The sequence below is a fragment of the Janthinobacterium sp. GW823-FHT01H08 genome (assembly GCF_058797855.1).
The window spans coordinates 856,518-870,468 of the sequence record NZ_CM179504.1 but is presented as its reverse complement, the minus strand read 5'-3'; the positions used below and the strand labels follow the sequence as shown (position 1 = coordinate 870,468).

Annotated in this window: 13 protein-coding genes and 1 pseudogene; 5 read left to right on the top strand and 9 right to left on the bottom strand. The window is 63.6% G+C overall.

Annotated elements, in window-relative coordinates:
• The first annotated feature begins 160 nt into the window (after window positions 1-160).
• The gene (locus AC3RCG_RS03885; RefSeq protein ID WP_492404165.1) at window positions 161-967 is read left to right on the top strand and encodes a response regulator transcription factor; all 807 of its coding nucleotides are present in this window, start codon (window positions 161-163) and stop codon (window positions 965-967) included.
• 23 nt (window positions 968-990) lie between these two features.
• Here the strand turns inward: AC3RCG_RS03885 and AC3RCG_RS03880 are convergent, their stop codons facing one another.
• From AC3RCG_RS03880 to AC3RCG_RS03870, 3 genes and pseudogenes are all read right to left on the bottom strand, one after another.
• Window positions 991-3,558: a TonB-dependent receptor gene (locus tag AC3RCG_RS03880; RefSeq protein ID WP_492404167.1), complete on the bottom strand. Its 2,568-nt coding sequence runs from the start codon at window positions 3,556-3,558 to the stop codon at window positions 991-993.
• A 331-nt stretch (window positions 3,559-3,889) separates the two neighbouring features.
• The gene (gene pnuC, locus AC3RCG_RS03875; protein WP_083287966.1) at window positions 3,890-4,480 is read right to left on the bottom strand and encodes a nicotinamide riboside transporter PnuC; all 591 of its coding nucleotides are present in this window, start codon (window positions 4,478-4,480) and stop codon (window positions 3,890-3,892) included.
• 77 nt (window positions 4,481-4,557) lie between these two features.
• Window positions 4,558-4,647, bottom strand: a pseudogene (locus AC3RCG_RS03870) (PEP-CTERM sorting domain-containing protein); the annotation flags it as partial.
• 919 nt (window positions 4,648-5,566) lie between these two features.
• Between AC3RCG_RS03870 and AC3RCG_RS03865 the strand changes: the two are divergent.
• Window positions 5,567-6,322, top strand: coding sequence for a substrate-binding periplasmic protein (locus AC3RCG_RS03865; protein WP_492404169.1), 756 nt, complete (start codon window positions 5,567-5,569; stop codon window positions 6,320-6,322).
• Window positions 6,323-6,327: 5 nt separating this feature from the next.
• Here the strand turns inward: AC3RCG_RS03865 and AC3RCG_RS03860 are convergent, their stop codons facing one another.
• Together AC3RCG_RS03860 and AC3RCG_RS03855 are read right to left on the bottom strand one after the other, a co-directional pair.
• A complete protein-coding gene (locus AC3RCG_RS03860) occupies window positions 6,328-7,029 on the bottom strand; it encodes an isochorismatase family protein (RefSeq protein WP_492404171.1) in 702 nt (233 codons plus the stop codon).
• A 56-nt stretch (window positions 7,030-7,085) separates the two neighbouring features.
• Entirely contained in the window at window positions 7,086-7,952 is an 867-nt protein-coding gene (locus AC3RCG_RS03855) for a pirin family protein (protein WP_492404173.1), read from the bottom strand.
• A gap of 117 nt (window positions 7,953-8,069) precedes the next feature.
• Between AC3RCG_RS03855 and AC3RCG_RS03850 the strand changes: the two genes are divergently transcribed.
• Together AC3RCG_RS03850 and AC3RCG_RS03845 are read left to right on the top strand one after the other, a co-directional pair.
• A complete protein-coding gene (locus AC3RCG_RS03850; RefSeq protein ID WP_492404174.1) occupies window positions 8,070-8,975 on the top strand; it encodes a LysR family transcriptional regulator in 906 nt (301 codons plus the stop codon).
• Between the two features lie 46 nt (window positions 8,976-9,021).
• A complete protein-coding gene (locus AC3RCG_RS03845; protein WP_492404176.1) occupies window positions 9,022-9,825 on the top strand; it encodes a metallophosphoesterase in 804 nt (267 codons plus the stop codon).
• A gap of 9 nt (window positions 9,826-9,834) precedes the next feature.
• Here the strand turns inward: AC3RCG_RS03845 and AC3RCG_RS03840 are convergent, their stop codons facing one another.
• From AC3RCG_RS03840 to bla, 3 genes are all read right to left on the bottom strand, one after another.
• Complete coding sequence (locus tag AC3RCG_RS03840; RefSeq protein ID WP_492404178.1) at window positions 9,835-10,008, bottom strand: hypothetical protein; 174 nt, start codon at window positions 10,006-10,008, stop codon at window positions 9,835-9,837.
• An 11-nt stretch (window positions 10,009-10,019) separates the two neighbouring features.
• Entirely contained in the window at window positions 10,020-11,228 is a 1,209-nt protein-coding gene (locus tag AC3RCG_RS03835) for an RtcB family protein (protein WP_492404180.1), read from the bottom strand.
• A gap of 289 nt (window positions 11,229-11,517) precedes the next feature.
• Window positions 11,518-12,462, bottom strand: a complete 945-nt coding sequence (bla, locus tag AC3RCG_RS03830; RefSeq protein ID WP_492404182.1) for a subclass B3 metallo-beta-lactamase — start codon at window positions 12,460-12,462, stop codon at window positions 11,518-11,520.
• 138 nt (window positions 12,463-12,600) lie between these two features.
• On the opposite strand from bla, the gene AC3RCG_RS03825 reads away from it, so the two are divergent.
• On the top strand, window positions 12,601-13,404 hold the full coding sequence (locus AC3RCG_RS03825; RefSeq protein ID WP_492404184.1) for a metallophosphoesterase family protein: 804 nt from the start codon (window positions 12,601-12,603) through the stop codon (window positions 13,402-13,404).
• Here AC3RCG_RS03825 and AC3RCG_RS03820 read toward each other — a convergent pair.
• On the bottom strand, window positions 13,401-13,928 hold the full coding sequence (locus tag AC3RCG_RS03820) for a dihydrofolate reductase family protein (RefSeq protein WP_070221621.1): 528 nt from the start codon (window positions 13,926-13,928) through the stop codon (window positions 13,401-13,403). The genes AC3RCG_RS03825 and AC3RCG_RS03820 overlap by 4 nt on opposite strands.
• Window positions 13,929-13,951 lie beyond the last annotated feature (23 nt).

Genomic DNA, 13,951 nt, shown 5'->3' with positions numbered 1-13,951 from the left:
CATTGCTTAAAATCAATGCATGAGTGAATTATTGGCGATATAGGAAATCCGCGCTTCTTCTCGCGGAGAAACATCTTTTGAAATACGAGAAAAGCAGAAAAAAAAGAAAAAGCGAGGCATAATAAGCCACAACTTGCTATTTGGTTAAGTCATCCATGCCATGCCATTGACCAGCGAAACCATCAGAAAAAACATCTTGATCGTGGACGATTCCGCGTTCGAGCAGCGCATGCTGATGGAGCTGCTCAGCGAGCAGCCCTACCGCTTCAGCATTGCCTTCAATGGCTACCAGGGCTATCAGCTGGCATTGGCCACGCATCCCGACCTGATCCTGCTCGACGTGCGCATGCCCGAGATGGATGGCTACACGGCGTGCCGTTTGCTCAAGGCCAATCCCGACACGGAACAGATTCCCGTGATCTTTCTCAGCGGCGCCGACGCCGCCAAGGAGCGCGTCATGGGCTTGCAGGTGGGCGGCGTCGATTACATTGCAAAGCCGTTCCTGCCGGAAGAACTGGCCGCGCGCATCCATATCCACCTGGGATTGATGCGTAAAAGCAACAGCACATTACCCGCGGCGCCCCCGGTCGGCGACCGGCAGCAACATCCGGACCTCGTGTTCGTCAATGCCGTCAAACAGTTGATCCTCGACAACCTGGGCAGCCTGCCCAACCTGTCCGAAATCGCCCGCAGCGTGGGCACCTACCGGGAAAAGCTGACCCTGATGTTCCGCGAGCAGACGGGCATGACGGTCTTCGCCTTCATCCGCGAAGCGCGCATCGCGCGCGGCGTGGAACTGCTGCAGCAGACGGAAATCGACGTGCAGGATGTCGCCCTCCTGATCGGCTTTCACAACGCGGGCAACTTCGCCACGGCCTTCCGCGAACGCATGGGCGTCACGCCCAGCGCCTACCGCCAGCGCCTGCATGAACAGGCGGGGCAGCGGCAGGTGTCGAACGGGCACTGAGGGGCACGCATGCCCCCCGCACCCTAGAACTTATAGTTCAGCTTGAGCGACGCGAAACGCCCGCGCGGATCGGCTTGCGTATAGTCGAAGCCCGAGGCCGAGTAATCCCACGGCGCGCGCTTGTTGGCCAGGTTTTGCACGATGAAGGTGACGTTCGCCGCCGGCGTGACTTGCCAGCTGGTGGTCACGTCGAACGTGCTGAAGGCGGCCACCGATTCATCGAGATGCGTATTTTGCGCATAGCTGCCCACGTAATTCCAGGTCAGCGTGGACGACCATTTGCCCTGTTCCCAGGTGGCCGAGGTGACGCCGCGCCATTTCGGGATGGAGCCGAAATAATTGGTGCCGGCGCCATCGGTGAGCGGCGCGCCGTCCGACAGCGGTTCGGCAAAGCGCAGCACGCGGCTCAGCTGGCCGGCCAGGGTCAGCTTGCCCCAGTCCTTGTCGACGAAGCGCTGGCGCAGGTCCAGGTCGATGCCCGACACTTCGCGCTGGCCCTGGTTGCGGTACTGGCGGTACAGGGTCGTGATGCGGCCATCGGCGTCGCGCGTGATCTTTTGCGGCGCCGATGCTTCGTTGGCGAGCGTGGTGGTGGCGCTTTCCGTGCCGATCACGCCATCCTGCCTGATGCGGTAGTAATCGAGGCCGATGCTCGAACTGCTGGTGGGCGAGACCACCACGCCCAGGTTCAGGTTATTCGAGCGCTCCGGACGCAGCGCCGTATTGGCGATGGTGATGGCCGTCACGCCGCGCGTCTGCGTGGGCGTGACGGGGTCCTTCGGATCGAGCACGCTGACATAGCTGACGGCCGTGCTTTGCGTAATTTCCGGCAGCGACGGCGCGCGGAAGCCGCGCGACACGGTGCCGCGCACCAGCAGCCACGGCGCCGCCTGGTAGCGCGCGCTGGCCTTCGGCGAAAACGCATTGCCGAAATCGCTGTAATGGTCGGCGCGGCCCGCCAGGTTGACGGACAGGTCTTTCACCACCGGGACGTTCAATTCGGCAAACAGGGCCGACACACTGCGCGAACCGTTGATGATGTTGATCGCCGGGCGCAGCTCGGTGCCGGACAAGACGGCCGTCGAGGTTTGCGAATCCATCTTTTCGCGGCGCCACTGCGCGCCGGCGGCAAAGCCCAGCGGGCCGGCCGGCAACTGCCACAGGTCTTTCGCGGCCGAGAAATCGACGGTGTCGAGGGTCGATTCGGCCGGACGCAGGGTCGACAGACGCAGGCGGTTGCGCACCGCTTCGCTGTTTTGTGCCTGATCAAAGAAGTTATAGCTGCTGTCGGCCAGCACCTGCTGGAATGCGTAGCGGTTGACGAAGTTCTGCACGGTTTCCTCCAGCTTGCTGCTCGAGTGGCCTACGGCCGCATCCCAGTCCCAGCCCGCCAAAGTGCCCTTGACGCCCGCCAGTGCGCGGTAGAACGTGACCTTGTCCTGTTTCAGGCGCGGCCCCAGGTCGAACAGGGTGGCCGTGAACGGCAGGGGCGTCGTACCCGGATTGTTCGGATGGCCCACGGGCAGCACGACGGGAATCGTGTCGAGCGCCTGGGTAGCGTTGTTCCACACGCGCGTGGCGTTGTTCACCGTCAATGGCGCGCTGAAGGTCTGGTCGGCGCGCGAATAGCTGTGCAGCAGGTCGACATACGCTTCCGTATCCGCATTCAGTTTGAAAGTGGCACGCGCGGCCGTGTGCACGCGCTGGATGCCGGGAATCAGGGTTTTATATGGCGACGGGTTATACGCCAGCACTTGTCCCGTCTTGCCGGGCGTGATGTCGCCATAATTAACCAGCTGCAATGGTCCGCGCACGCCGCCCAGGGTCTTCGTCGGGTCCGTGCCCGCATAGTTGGTGATGGCCCAGCCCAGGCTGCCCCGCTGCTGGTTGCGGAAGTCCGCATCACGCATCCACGCCACATCGCTTTGCTGCAGCTTGTCGCGCTGCTGCGCATCGACCGAGAAGACCAGGCTGTAGCCATCTTCCTCGAGCTTGCCGAAACCCGTCTGCAGCGCCGCGCTCTTTTCATGCTGGCCCGTGCCTTCGGTCGAGCCGCCCCACTGCGCCGTGATGTCCGTGCCCGTGAACTCCTTGTACAGGATAATATTGACCACGCCGGCCACGGCATCGGAACCATAGACGGACGAGGCGCCATCCTTGAGCACCTCGATGCGCTGCACGGCCGCCATCGGCAGGCTGTTCAGGTCGACAAAGGTTTCCTGCAGGTTTTGCGCCGTCGCATAACTGGCCACGCGCTTGCCATTGACCAGGATCAAGGTATTTTTCTGGCCGATGCCGCGCAGCGACAGGCCCGAGGTGCCGGCCGAGAAACTGCCCGTATATTGTTCGTTGTAGCTGTTGCCGCTGTTGGCGGAGATGGCCCGCAGCACATCCGACACGCTGGTCTTGCCGCTGGCTTTCAATTCCTTGGCCGTGATGACCTGCACGGCGCTGGCACCCTCTTTTTCGCTGACGCGGATATTCGATCCGGTCACGTTGACGCGCAACATGTCGTCCTCGGCATGGGCGATGGTGGAGACGGCGGGAAAGGCGGCGGCGATGGCAAGACTGATGGCGAGTGGTTTGAACATGGTTTCCTCTTATTGGGATTGCAGCCTTTTTCCGATAAAAAGGCCGAGCAGGGGCACGCGGACCGGGTAGGCCAGCGGGCAAACGACAACGAAACGGATGGGAATGACTTAGGGGATGCGTGGCCGGGCACGCACCGGCATCCACTGCGCCATGCATTGCATGGTCAGCTGGTGCCGGACGGCATAAAAACAGGGAGAAGGACTAATGCGCAACATAAAAGACACCGGTGAGCGTGGAAAGGCCACTATATCCCGGCGTCTTTATGGCGTGAACGAATTAAAAATTGATTGTATATACGATTTGAATCTAAGGACTTGGTCTTTGGCAATATCAGGCGTCGGCCATCGCCTGCGGCGCGGCCGCCGCGCGGCGCGCCTGCACGCTCCACCAGTACCAGGAAATGACGGCATTGACCCAGTAGGCCGCATACAGCACGGCCGTCAGGTGCAAACCGCGGCTGTAGTAGAGCGGCACGGCCACAGTGTTGACCAGCAGCCAGAAGGCCCACGTTTCGATGCGCCGGCTCATCAGCAAAAATTGCGCGATGATGCTGAACACCAGCACGGCCGAATCGATGAAGGGCGCGTAGGCATTCGTGAAGCGGTGCAGCAGCATGCCGTAGATCGCCACGGAGGCGATACCGGCCGGCACCACCCAGGCCAGAATGCGCCGGCCCGTGCGCGTGATCGGCAAGGGCTTGCCGCCGGCGCCGCGCCGCCATTGCAGCCAGCCGATGACGCAGGTGACGATGAAAAAGAGCTGCAGCATCACGTCGGCGTACAGGTTGACCTGGAAAAACAGTACGGCGAACAGCACGCAGCCGACCATGCCGATCCACCAGGAATGGATATTATTGCGTCCAGCCAGGATGATGGAGGCAGTCATCAAAACATTGGCGGCGATCTCGAGCGGGGGAGTCAAGCGGATTTCCTTTGCGGGGCAGTGGTGGCACCGCGCCACTATAGCCGATTTGCTCCCCCGCATCACGCGATGCAGTATCAGCCTGCCCGACGACGACGCACGATGCCACATAAAGCCAGGCCGGCCAGCAACATCGCGTACGTGGACGGTTCCGGTACGGCCGAGAGCGGGGCATAGGTGAGCGTCAGAACGGGATTGAGAATGCCCAGCTTGGCAGTCGATGGTGTCATCCAGGAATAGTAGCCGTCATCTCCCTCTCCCGGAAACCATTGTCCGCCACCTGGCGTCCCCGAAACCCAAGCATAGACCTCAAGCCAAATCTTAAACGTTTGCGGCAGCTGCTGCGTACTATTTTTCAGGGAAAACGGCACAGTGCCATTAAGATCTGTGAAAGTTAATACTTTTTGCGAATTATTGGCCAGGTCGGTGTCTTCGGCGTAGGTACCAAAATATGCCTGCGAATTGTTTGTCGCGGTGCCCCCCCAATACGAATAAGGCCAACTGTCGGGGTAATCAGGTGCCGGTATCAATTCGCCGCTGATCACGCCGCTATACTCAACGCTGATCACGCGATAGCCATCGCGCGCGCTGACATCGAAAAAATCGAGTGTCCCATTGCCAGCCGACCAAGGATTCGTATCCGTTAACGAATAGTTGAGTCCGGCGATATTTGTCAGGTCGAACTTGGCGACATTGTTGCTATCGGAGATCAACCTGAGGCCCTCGCCCCAAGTATCCTTAATCGTAAAACCTTGCGTTCCTATCGTGGTACCAGCAAATGCACTGGATGAGAGGGAAAAAGCCAGAACGGCAGCCAGAGCGGACAATTGATGTGCCATAGATTCCTCAAAGTGGCAGTTGCCAAAATTAGCAACTAAACAATTAAACCACTGTTTTTTAATATTATCAAATAGATATTTTAAAAGAGAAAATGCTGTCACCGGCCGATGCATCTTGCGCAGAGCCCTTGTGTCGGGTCCCTTTAAGTCCTCCGTATAGGGAAAAGTGGATGCCATGCTTGACTTCCCTGGCCATTCTGGCAAATTGAATATCAAGTTGAAACTCTATGGAAGCACCCGTATGCGCATGCGCCATCTCCTGTTTGCGGCAGTGCTCGGCGTATCGGCCCTGCCCGCCCAGGCCTGCCGCATGACAATGGCGCTCGAGCAATGGCCGCCGTACCTGTATCGCGACGCCCAAGGCAGCTATACGGGTCTGGACCTGGAATTGCTGCAGGCCATCTTCAAGGAAGCGCACTGCACCTTGGTCACCTTGCCGGAACTGCCCACGGCGCGGCGCCAGCTGCTGTTCCAGACAGGCGGACTGGACCTGATGCTGGCCGCGTCCGAAACGCCGGAACGCCAGTCCTACGCCCGCTTCTCCATCTCGTACCGCGATGAAGCCGTCGGCGTCTTCGGCAAGGCCGGCACGCCCGCCGCGCAGCGCCATGTCGGCAGCTTCGGCCAGCTGGCGCGCGGCAAGGCCACCCTGCTCGCGCCCAAGGTGGGCTGGTATGGCGCGCAGTACGCCGCGGCCCGTCCGGCGCTGGAAAAAGACGGCCGCCTGAATACCTTCGGCAGCTTCCGGCAAGGCATCCTCATGCTCGACGCGGGCCGCGCCGACCTGTTGCTGGGCGACGTGCTGGCCGTGCGCCACGAAGCGCGCCTGCAGGGCGTCGCCTTGACCGCCCCGCCCTTCCTCGCCCTGCGCGCGCCCGTGCACCTGATGCTCAATGCGCGCAGCACCAGCACGGCCGATCTGGCGCGCCTGAACGCCGCCATCACGCGCCTGGAGCAGCGCGGCGTGCTGGCGGCGATACGCGCCCGCTACGACGCGCCGTAAGGCGATCAGCCCTTGCTGGCCGCCTCGAGGATTTCCAGCTTGGTCTCGCGGCCATTCTTTTGCACGCCCTGCGCCTTGTCGTAGCTCTCGATCAGCGCGCGGTACGGCGGCACGATGTGGTCCGTCATGATGGCGGCGAAATCCATCGCATCGGCGCGGTTCCAGGTACTCATCACTTCAGCCAGCACGGCATACGTGTCGATCGGCACGGCGCCCGCCTGCGTGACGCGCGCCATGGTGATGTCGGTGGCCATCTTCGACCAGTTGCCCGAGGCATCGATGATGGCAAACACCTTGTAGCCGGCCGCCAGCGCGCTGATGGTGGGGAAGGCCATGCATACGCTGGTGAGCGTGCCGGCGATCAGCAGGGTCTTGCGGCCCGTCTTTTCGATGGCCTCGACCCAGGCCGGGTTGTCCCAGGCATTGATCTGGCCCGTGCGCGGGATGTAGACGGCTTCCGGGTTGAAATGGTGGATTTCCGGGATCAAGGGGCCGTTCGGGCCGTCGGGCACGGAAGCGGTGGTAAAAGTCGGCATATTGGCCAGGCGCGACAGCTTGGCCAGCGCCGTGACGTGGCCGCGCAGCACGTGCTGCTCGATGTCGCGCACCAGCTGGAACAAGCCGCTCTGGTGGTCGATCAGCAGCATGACGGCGTCGTCGGGATCGATCATCGGTGGCAAACCTTGGAAGTTGGCGGGGGTACTCATCGTGGTCTCCTGAAAAACCATGCCGCGGAATGCGGCATGGGTACTGCATAAAATGACTACGGCGCGATGCGGGCAAAGCGGCCGCTGTTGAAATCCTCGAACGCCTGCGCGATTTCCGCCTCGGTGTTCATGACGAAGGGGCCATGGCCGACGATGGGCTCGTCGATCGGCTCGCCGCTCAGCAGCAGCACCACGGCGTCGCTGTTCGCCTCGACGGTGATGCTGTCGCCGTCGCGCCCGAACAGCGCCATCTGCGCTTCGCGCACCACGCTCTCGCCATTGACCAGCACCGTGCCATGCAAAACGATCAGCGCCGTGCTCCAGCCGGCGTGCACCGGCAGCGCCGTCAGCTTGCCCTGGGCCAGGCGCACATCCCACACCTGCATCGGCGAGAACGTGCGGGCAGGGCCATGCCGGCCGTCGAAGTCGCCGGCGATCACGCGCACGGCACCGGCGCCGTCGGGCAGCGCTACCGCGGGAATCGTGTCGCTGGTGATGGCCTGGTAGCCGGGCGCCGTCATCTTGTTTTTCGCCGGCAGGTTCACCCACAGCTGCACCATTTCCAGCGTGCCGCCCGACCGCGTGAAGGCAGGCGAGTGAAACTCTTCATGCAGGATGCCGGCGCCGGCCGTCATCCACTGCACGTCGCCGGGGCCGATCACGCCGCCCTGGCCCGTCGAATCGCGGTGCGCCACTTCGCCCTTGTAGACGATGGTCACCGTCTCGAAACCGCGGTGCGGGTGCGAGCCGACGCCGGGCGGACGCGTGCCGGGCGCAAATTCGGCGGGGCCGGCATAGTCGAGCAGCAGGAAGGGGCTCAGCTGCTTGCCATGGCCGTTATACGAAAACATCGAGCGCACGGGAAAACCGTCGCCGACCCAGTGCTGGCGCGGTGCGCTGTAGATACCTGTGACTGTGTTCATCTCGATCTCCTGTTGGTTTGCATTACGATGGAAACAGAATACGCTTGCAACGATGAAGCCGGTAGACGGTAAAATTCGCCATCAGCGTTCCAAAAATAGAACGATCAAGGAGGCGGCATGCAGGATTTGAACGATTTGTATTACTTTGTGCAGGTGGTCGACCATGGCGGCTTCGCCCCGGCCGGGCGCGCGCTGGGCATACCGAAGTCCAAATTGAGCCGGCGCATCGCACTGCTCGAAGAGCGCCTGGGCGCGCGCCTGCTGCAGCGCACGACGCGGCATTTTTCCGTCACCGATGTGGGGCAGACGTTTTACGAGCATTGCAAGGCGATGCTGGTGGAAGCGGAGGCGGCGCAGGAAGCGATCGAACTGACGCGGGCCGCGCCGCGCGGCACGGTGCGCCTGTCCTGCCCCATCGCCCTGCTGCATTCCCTGGTCGCTCCCATGCTGGCCGGTTTCATGCGCGACCATCCGCAGGTGACCCTGCTGCTCGAAGCGAGCAACCGCCGCGTCGACCTGGTGGCCGAGGGCATCGACGTGGCCATCCGCGTGCGCCCGCCGCCGCTGCCCGACAGCGACCTGGTGCTGCGCGTGCTGGCCGAACGCAGCCAGTGCATGGTGGGCAGCCCGCTGCTGTTCGGCGACGCGCCGCTGCCGACAGCCCCGGCCGACCTGGCGGACTGGCCCAGCCTGGCCCTGGGCATGCCGCAGCAGCACTACCAGTGGGATTTATATGGCCCCGATGGCGCGCGCGCCCAGCTGCGCCACGTGCCGCGCTTCGTCACGGGCGACATGCTGACCCTGCGCGACGCGGCCGTGGCCGGCGTGGGCGTGGTGCAGCTGCCGACCATGATGATCACCGAACAGGTGGCCAACGGCAGCCTGCTGCCGCTGATGGGACAATGGCGGCCGCAGCGCGAAATCATCCACGCCGTCTTCCCGTCGCGGCGCGGCCTGCTGCCGGCCGTGCGCGCGCTGATCGACTACCTGGCGCACAGCTTCGCCGCGCTGGAGGAGGAGTGACGGTTTTCAGGTACGATGGCGTACTCCCGAATCGCCTGGATACCGCATGCGTTTATTGATTCTGTCGGACCTGCACCATGAGCTATGGCGCGACGAAGCGCCGCAGGGCAACCTCGCGCTCAGCCGTCCCGACGCCGTGATCCTGGCCGGCGACATCGACACGGGCGCGCGCGCCGTCGCCTGGGCCACCACCGCGTTTGCGGGCCTGCCCGTGCTGTACGTGCATGGCAACCACGAAGGCTATGGCCACCACCTCGACAAGGTGCGCCAGGAGCTGCGCGCGGCCTGCGCCGCCACGCCGAACGTGCATTTTCTCGACGCCGATACCCACGTCTTCACCGACCCGGCAGGCAGCAAGGTGCGCTTCCTGGGCGCCACCCTGTGGACGGATTTCCGCCTGCTGGGCGACGACACGCGGCAAGCGGCCATGCGCGACGCGGAAGCCGTCATGAACGACTACAAGCGCATCCGCCTGGCCAGCATGGGCTTTCGCAAGCTGCGCGCGGCCGACACGGCGATGTTCCACGCGCAGCAAAAAGCCTGGCTGGCGCGCGAACTGGCGCAGCCCTTCGACGGCCGCACGGTGGTCATCAGCCACATGGCGCCGTCGCTGCGCTCGGTCGACGACGCCTACGGCAGCGAGGGCTGCTCGCCTGCCTATGCCTCGCGCCTGGACGATCTGGCCGCGCAGGCGGACCTGTGGGTGCATGGCCATATTCACGTCTCGCGCGACTACCGCATCGGCCCGTGCCGCGTCGTAGCCAACCCCTGCGGCTACAAGACGCGCAGCGGCACGCCGCAAAATCCCCAGTTCAACCCGAACTTCATCGTCGAACTGCCGTTGCGTTAATCCAGCGCGCTACTCCTCGGGCTTCAGGCGTCCCGCCAGCAGTTGCTGCAGCCGGTGCTTGCCGGCCCGGCGCGCCGCGCGCGGCGACGCTTCCGACTGATGCACACCGGCGCCGCCGCGCAGCCTGGCGGCCGCCACCAGCGGGTTGCGCGGCTTGGGCGGGATTTTCACTTTGATCTTCATGGCCACTCCTTTCAACCCTTGATGCAGACGACCTGGCGCAAGGTATGCACCACTTCCACCAGGTCGCTCTGATGCGCCATGACGGCGTCGATATTTTTATAGGCGGCGGGGATCTCGTCGATCACGCCGCCATCCTTGCGGCACTCGATGCCGGCCGTCTGCTCGGCGAGGTCGAAGCGGTTGAAGCGGCGCTTCGCCTCGCTGCGGCTCATGCTGCACCCCGCCCCGTGCGAGCAGGAACAGAACGATTCCGGCTTGCCCTTGCCGCGCACAATGAAGCTGCGCGCGCCCATGCTGCCGGGGATGATGCCCAGCTCGCCCTGCCGCGCCGAAATGGCGCCCTTGCGCGTCACATATAAATCCTCATTGCCATGCGTTTCGCGCGCGATGTAGTTGTGGTGGCAGTTGATGGCTTCCCCGTCGAGCCGGAACGGCGGAGCAAACTTCGCCAGCACGTCGAGCACGCGGCGCATCATTTCGCTGCGGTTGAGCAGCGCGTAATCCTGCGCCCAATCCACCGCTTCCACATAGTCGTCAAATACCGTGGAGCCCTCGCTCAGGTACGCCAGGTCCGCGTCCGGCAGCTGCAGCTGGTGGCGCCGCATGTCCTTCTGCGCGGCGGAGATAAAGTAACGGCCGATCACGTTGCCGATGCCGCGCGAACCCGAATGCAGCATGATCCACACCCGCTGCTCCTCGTCGAGGCAGATTTCAATGAAGTGATTGCCGCCCCCCAGGGTGCCGGCCTGGCAAATCCACGTGCGCTCGAACTGGCGCAGCATCTTGGCGATGCCCCGGTGGCGCTCGACGATGTGCGCCAGGCGGTCGCCGAGCGGCCGCACGGCGCGCGCCTGGCGCGAGCCTTGCACGCGGCTCCATGCATGTTGTTCGAAGCCGACGGGCACTTCCGCTTCGATGGCGCTGCGCAGGCGCGCCAGGTTATCGGGCAGGTCGCTGGCCGTCAGGGTCGTGCGCACGGCGTTCATGCCGCAGCCGATGTCGACGCCAACGGCGGCCGGGATGATGGCACCGCGCGTGGGAATCACGCTGCCGACGGTGGCGCCGATGCCGGCATGCACATCTGGCATGGCAGCCACATGCGGATGGACGATGGGCAGGCTGGCGATATTGTGCAGCTGGCGCAGCGCCTGCGCGTCGATATCGTCGGTAAAGATATGCACGGGCACATGGGCGCCGCGCAGAGTCTGATGAATGGGCATAACGTCTTCCTTGGTATTGTCGTTATGCCGGGGTCGTCTAAAAGAAAAAAACCCCGGCGAGTTTCCTCACCGGGGTTTTGCAGGACACCGGCTCGGGATCGGCAATGTGCCGATGGCCCCGAGCGTCATGCACGGGGCTAGTGGTAGTACAACTTGCTGCCAGCCTGCTCGAACATGGGTTTCCTTTCTTTTGTCTGGTTAATCTGAACTGCGCTGAACTGCGGACGATGATTCTGCACCTTATGCTGCAGTGCGTCAACCGCTTTTCATGGCGAAGACGCCAACGTTGTTATTTTGTCGCAGCCGCTTTTTCCTTCGCGATGCGGGCATCGAGCTTGACTTCATTTTTGGCCGCGTAATTGCGGCACGCCTGCGCATCGATGAAGGGATTCGGCGTGACGCCTTCGAGCAATTGCGTCAGTTTCAGGTCGCCGCCCGAGTGGTCCGGGTGGGCCGAGATCAAAATGTCGCACGGCAGTTTGGCAAAGTCCTGCATGACGCGGCGGAAGGCCGGCGTCAGGTCCCCATGGCGGTCATCGCCCAGGTAGTGAAAATCGTCGGCCGCCACCGGCGTGAGGCTGGCGCCGAACACCACGTTCAGGCATTCCTGACGCTCGGCATCCTCGCACGAGACCCAGGTCCAGCTGGTGCTGCCCGGCGTATGGCCAGGCGTGTAGCGCGCCGTGACGGTCACCTCGCCCAGTTGCAGGGTTTCGCCATCGGCGATCTCGCGCACGTTTTCCACGGCCGGCATGGGGTCGATTTCGCCCGCCTGCGGATCCATGGCGAGCACCGAGCCCGCGCGCAGCGCCTGTGCACCGAGCGGGCTGGCGACCACCTGCGCGCCGCTGTCGCGGGCCAGGGCGGCGATGCCGCCCGAATGGTCGAAATGCGCTTCCGTATTCAGGATGAACTTGATGTCTTCCAGGCGAAAGCCCAGCTCGAGGATATGTTCCTTGATGGCGGCCACCGACTGCGGCAACGCGCCATCGATCAGGATCAAGCCGTCGCGCGTATCGATCAGCACCACGCTCAAGCCGCCCACGCCCACGTAATACGTGTCGCCGTGGATGCGTGCCGGCTGCTGCGGGCGGTTCCACTGCGCCGCATACGGCGAGGCGATCGGCTGCGTCAAGGGATCGACGGCGGGCGTGGCGGCATGCGCCGTCAAGGGCAGCGCCAGGGCGGCCAGCGCGATGCTGAGCAGGGACTTGGGAAGGAAGAAAGGCGGCATGCGGCTCCAGTAATGAGTGTGCGGTAATCGATGCCAAAGAGTAACGTCGCTACCCTCGCGCGGTCAAGCAAGCCATCATCCGGACTTGCGCTACGATAGAGGTCCATACACTTTCGTGCGCCCTGCCGCCCTATTGCCATGCGTTTGCTGATTCTGTCCGACCTGCACCTGGAAGTCTGGGGTGAAGACACGCCCGCCATCGACCTTGCCGCCAGCCGCCCCGACGTGGTGATCCTGGCCGGCGACATCGACACGGGCAGCAACGCCATCGCCTGGGCCGCGCGCACCTTCGGCGCCCTGCCCGTGCTGTACGTGCATGGCAATCACGAGGGGTATGGCCACCAGCTCGAACGCATGCAGGACGCCGTGCGCGACGCCTGCGCCAGCGCCAATGCGCAGGGCGCCAACATCCGCCTGCTCGACGGCGACGCCGTGACGCTCGATGGCGTGCGCTTCCTCGGCGTCACGCTGTGGACGGATTTTCTGCTGTTCGGCGCCGAGCGCCGGGATGAAGCCTTGAGCGCGGCGCAAAGCTACATGCCCGACTACAAGCGCATCAGCACGGGCGGCGACACGCCGCGCCTGCTGTGCGCCAGCGACACGGCGCAGCTGCACGCGCAGCACCGCTCGTGGCTCGAGCAGCAGCTGGCGCAACCGTTCGAGGGCAAGACGGTCGTCATCACGCACATGGCACCGTCGATGCTGTCGGTGGAAGAGCAATACGCGACAAACCTGGGCTCGCCCGCTTTCGCCTCGCAACTGGACGAGCTGGTAACCCAGGCCGACCTGTGGGTGCATGGCCACATGCACGCCTCGCTCGACTACCGCGTGCAAGGCTGCCGCGTCGTCTGCAATCCCTGCGGCTACAAGCGGCCCGACGGCACGCCGGAAAACGATCGCTACGATTCCGGCTTTATCGTCGATCTCGCCGGCACGGTTTAATTTTTCAGATAGCGCAGCTGCACCACGCCGCTGGGCAGCTGGCGCGTGTGGTCCAGGCGCCAGTCGCTGCGCGGCAAGCAATCCTCGAACAGGCGCACGCCCTTGCCCAGCACCACGGGCAGCACGGACAAGGTCAGGCTGTCGACGACGCCCTCGCGCAAGCCGGCGCGGATGACGGCGCCGCCATCGAGATACACGTGGCGGCAGCCGTCTTCGGCCAGCCCCTCCAGTACTTCACGCACGCTGCCCTCGCGGCGCTGCTCGCCATGGCGCGGCGCGAAGTCGCGGTGGCTCAATACCACCACGCGCTTGCCCGCATACGGCCACGGCTCGAATCCCAGCACGGCGTCATACGTGGTGCGGCCGATCAGCAAGGTATCGACCTGCTCCATCAAGGCAGTGTAGCCGGTGGCGTCGGGCGAGTCGGGCGCCAGCTCGGCCAGCCAGGACAGGTCGCCGTTTTCTCCGGCGATGCAGCCGTCGATGCTGATGCCGAGAAATACGCTGACAACAGGCTTTTTCATGGATGTTCCTTCAATTAATTCTA

Excerpts from the sequence above, each read along its gene's own strand:
- AC3RCG_RS03865 (WP_492404169.1), top strand. The coding sequence starts at position 5,567 with ATGCGCCATCTCCTGTTTGCGGCAGTGCTCGGCGTATCGGCCCTGCCC.
- AC3RCG_RS03885 (WP_492404165.1), top strand. The coding sequence starts at position 161 with ATGCCATTGACCAGCGAAACCATCAGAAAAAACATCTTGATCGTGGAC.
- AC3RCG_RS03835 (WP_492404180.1), bottom strand. The coding sequence starts at position 11,228 with ATGCCCATTCATCAGACTCTGCGCGGCGCCCATGTGCCCGTGCATATC.
- AC3RCG_RS03840 (WP_492404178.1), bottom strand. The coding sequence starts at position 10,008 with ATGAAGATCAAAGTGAAAATCCCGCCCAAGCCGCGCAACCCGCTGGTG.
- AC3RCG_RS03820 (WP_070221621.1), bottom strand. The coding sequence starts at position 13,928 with ATGAAAAAGCCTGTTGTCAGCGTATTTCTCGGCATCAGCATCGACGGC.
- AC3RCG_RS03850 (WP_492404174.1), top strand. The coding sequence starts at position 8,070 with ATGCAGGATTTGAACGATTTGTATTACTTTGTGCAGGTGGTCGACCAT.
- AC3RCG_RS03860 (WP_492404171.1), bottom strand. The coding sequence starts at position 7,029 with ATGAGTACCCCCGCCAACTTCCAAGGTTTGCCACCGATGATCGATCCC.
- bla (WP_492404182.1), bottom strand. The coding sequence starts at position 12,462 with ATGCCGCCTTTCTTCCTTCCCAAGTCCCTGCTCAGCATCGCGCTGGCC.
- AC3RCG_RS03845 (WP_492404176.1), top strand. The coding sequence starts at position 9,022 with ATGCGTTTATTGATTCTGTCGGACCTGCACCATGAGCTATGGCGCGAC.
- AC3RCG_RS03880 (WP_492404167.1), bottom strand. The coding sequence starts at position 3,558 with ATGTTCAAACCACTCGCCATCAGTCTTGCCATCGCCGCCGCCTTTCCC.
- AC3RCG_RS03825 (WP_492404184.1), top strand. The coding sequence starts at position 12,601 with ATGCGTTTGCTGATTCTGTCCGACCTGCACCTGGAAGTCTGGGGTGAA.
- AC3RCG_RS03855 (WP_492404173.1), bottom strand. The coding sequence starts at position 7,952 with ATGAACACAGTCACAGGTATCTACAGCGCACCGCGCCAGCACTGGGTC.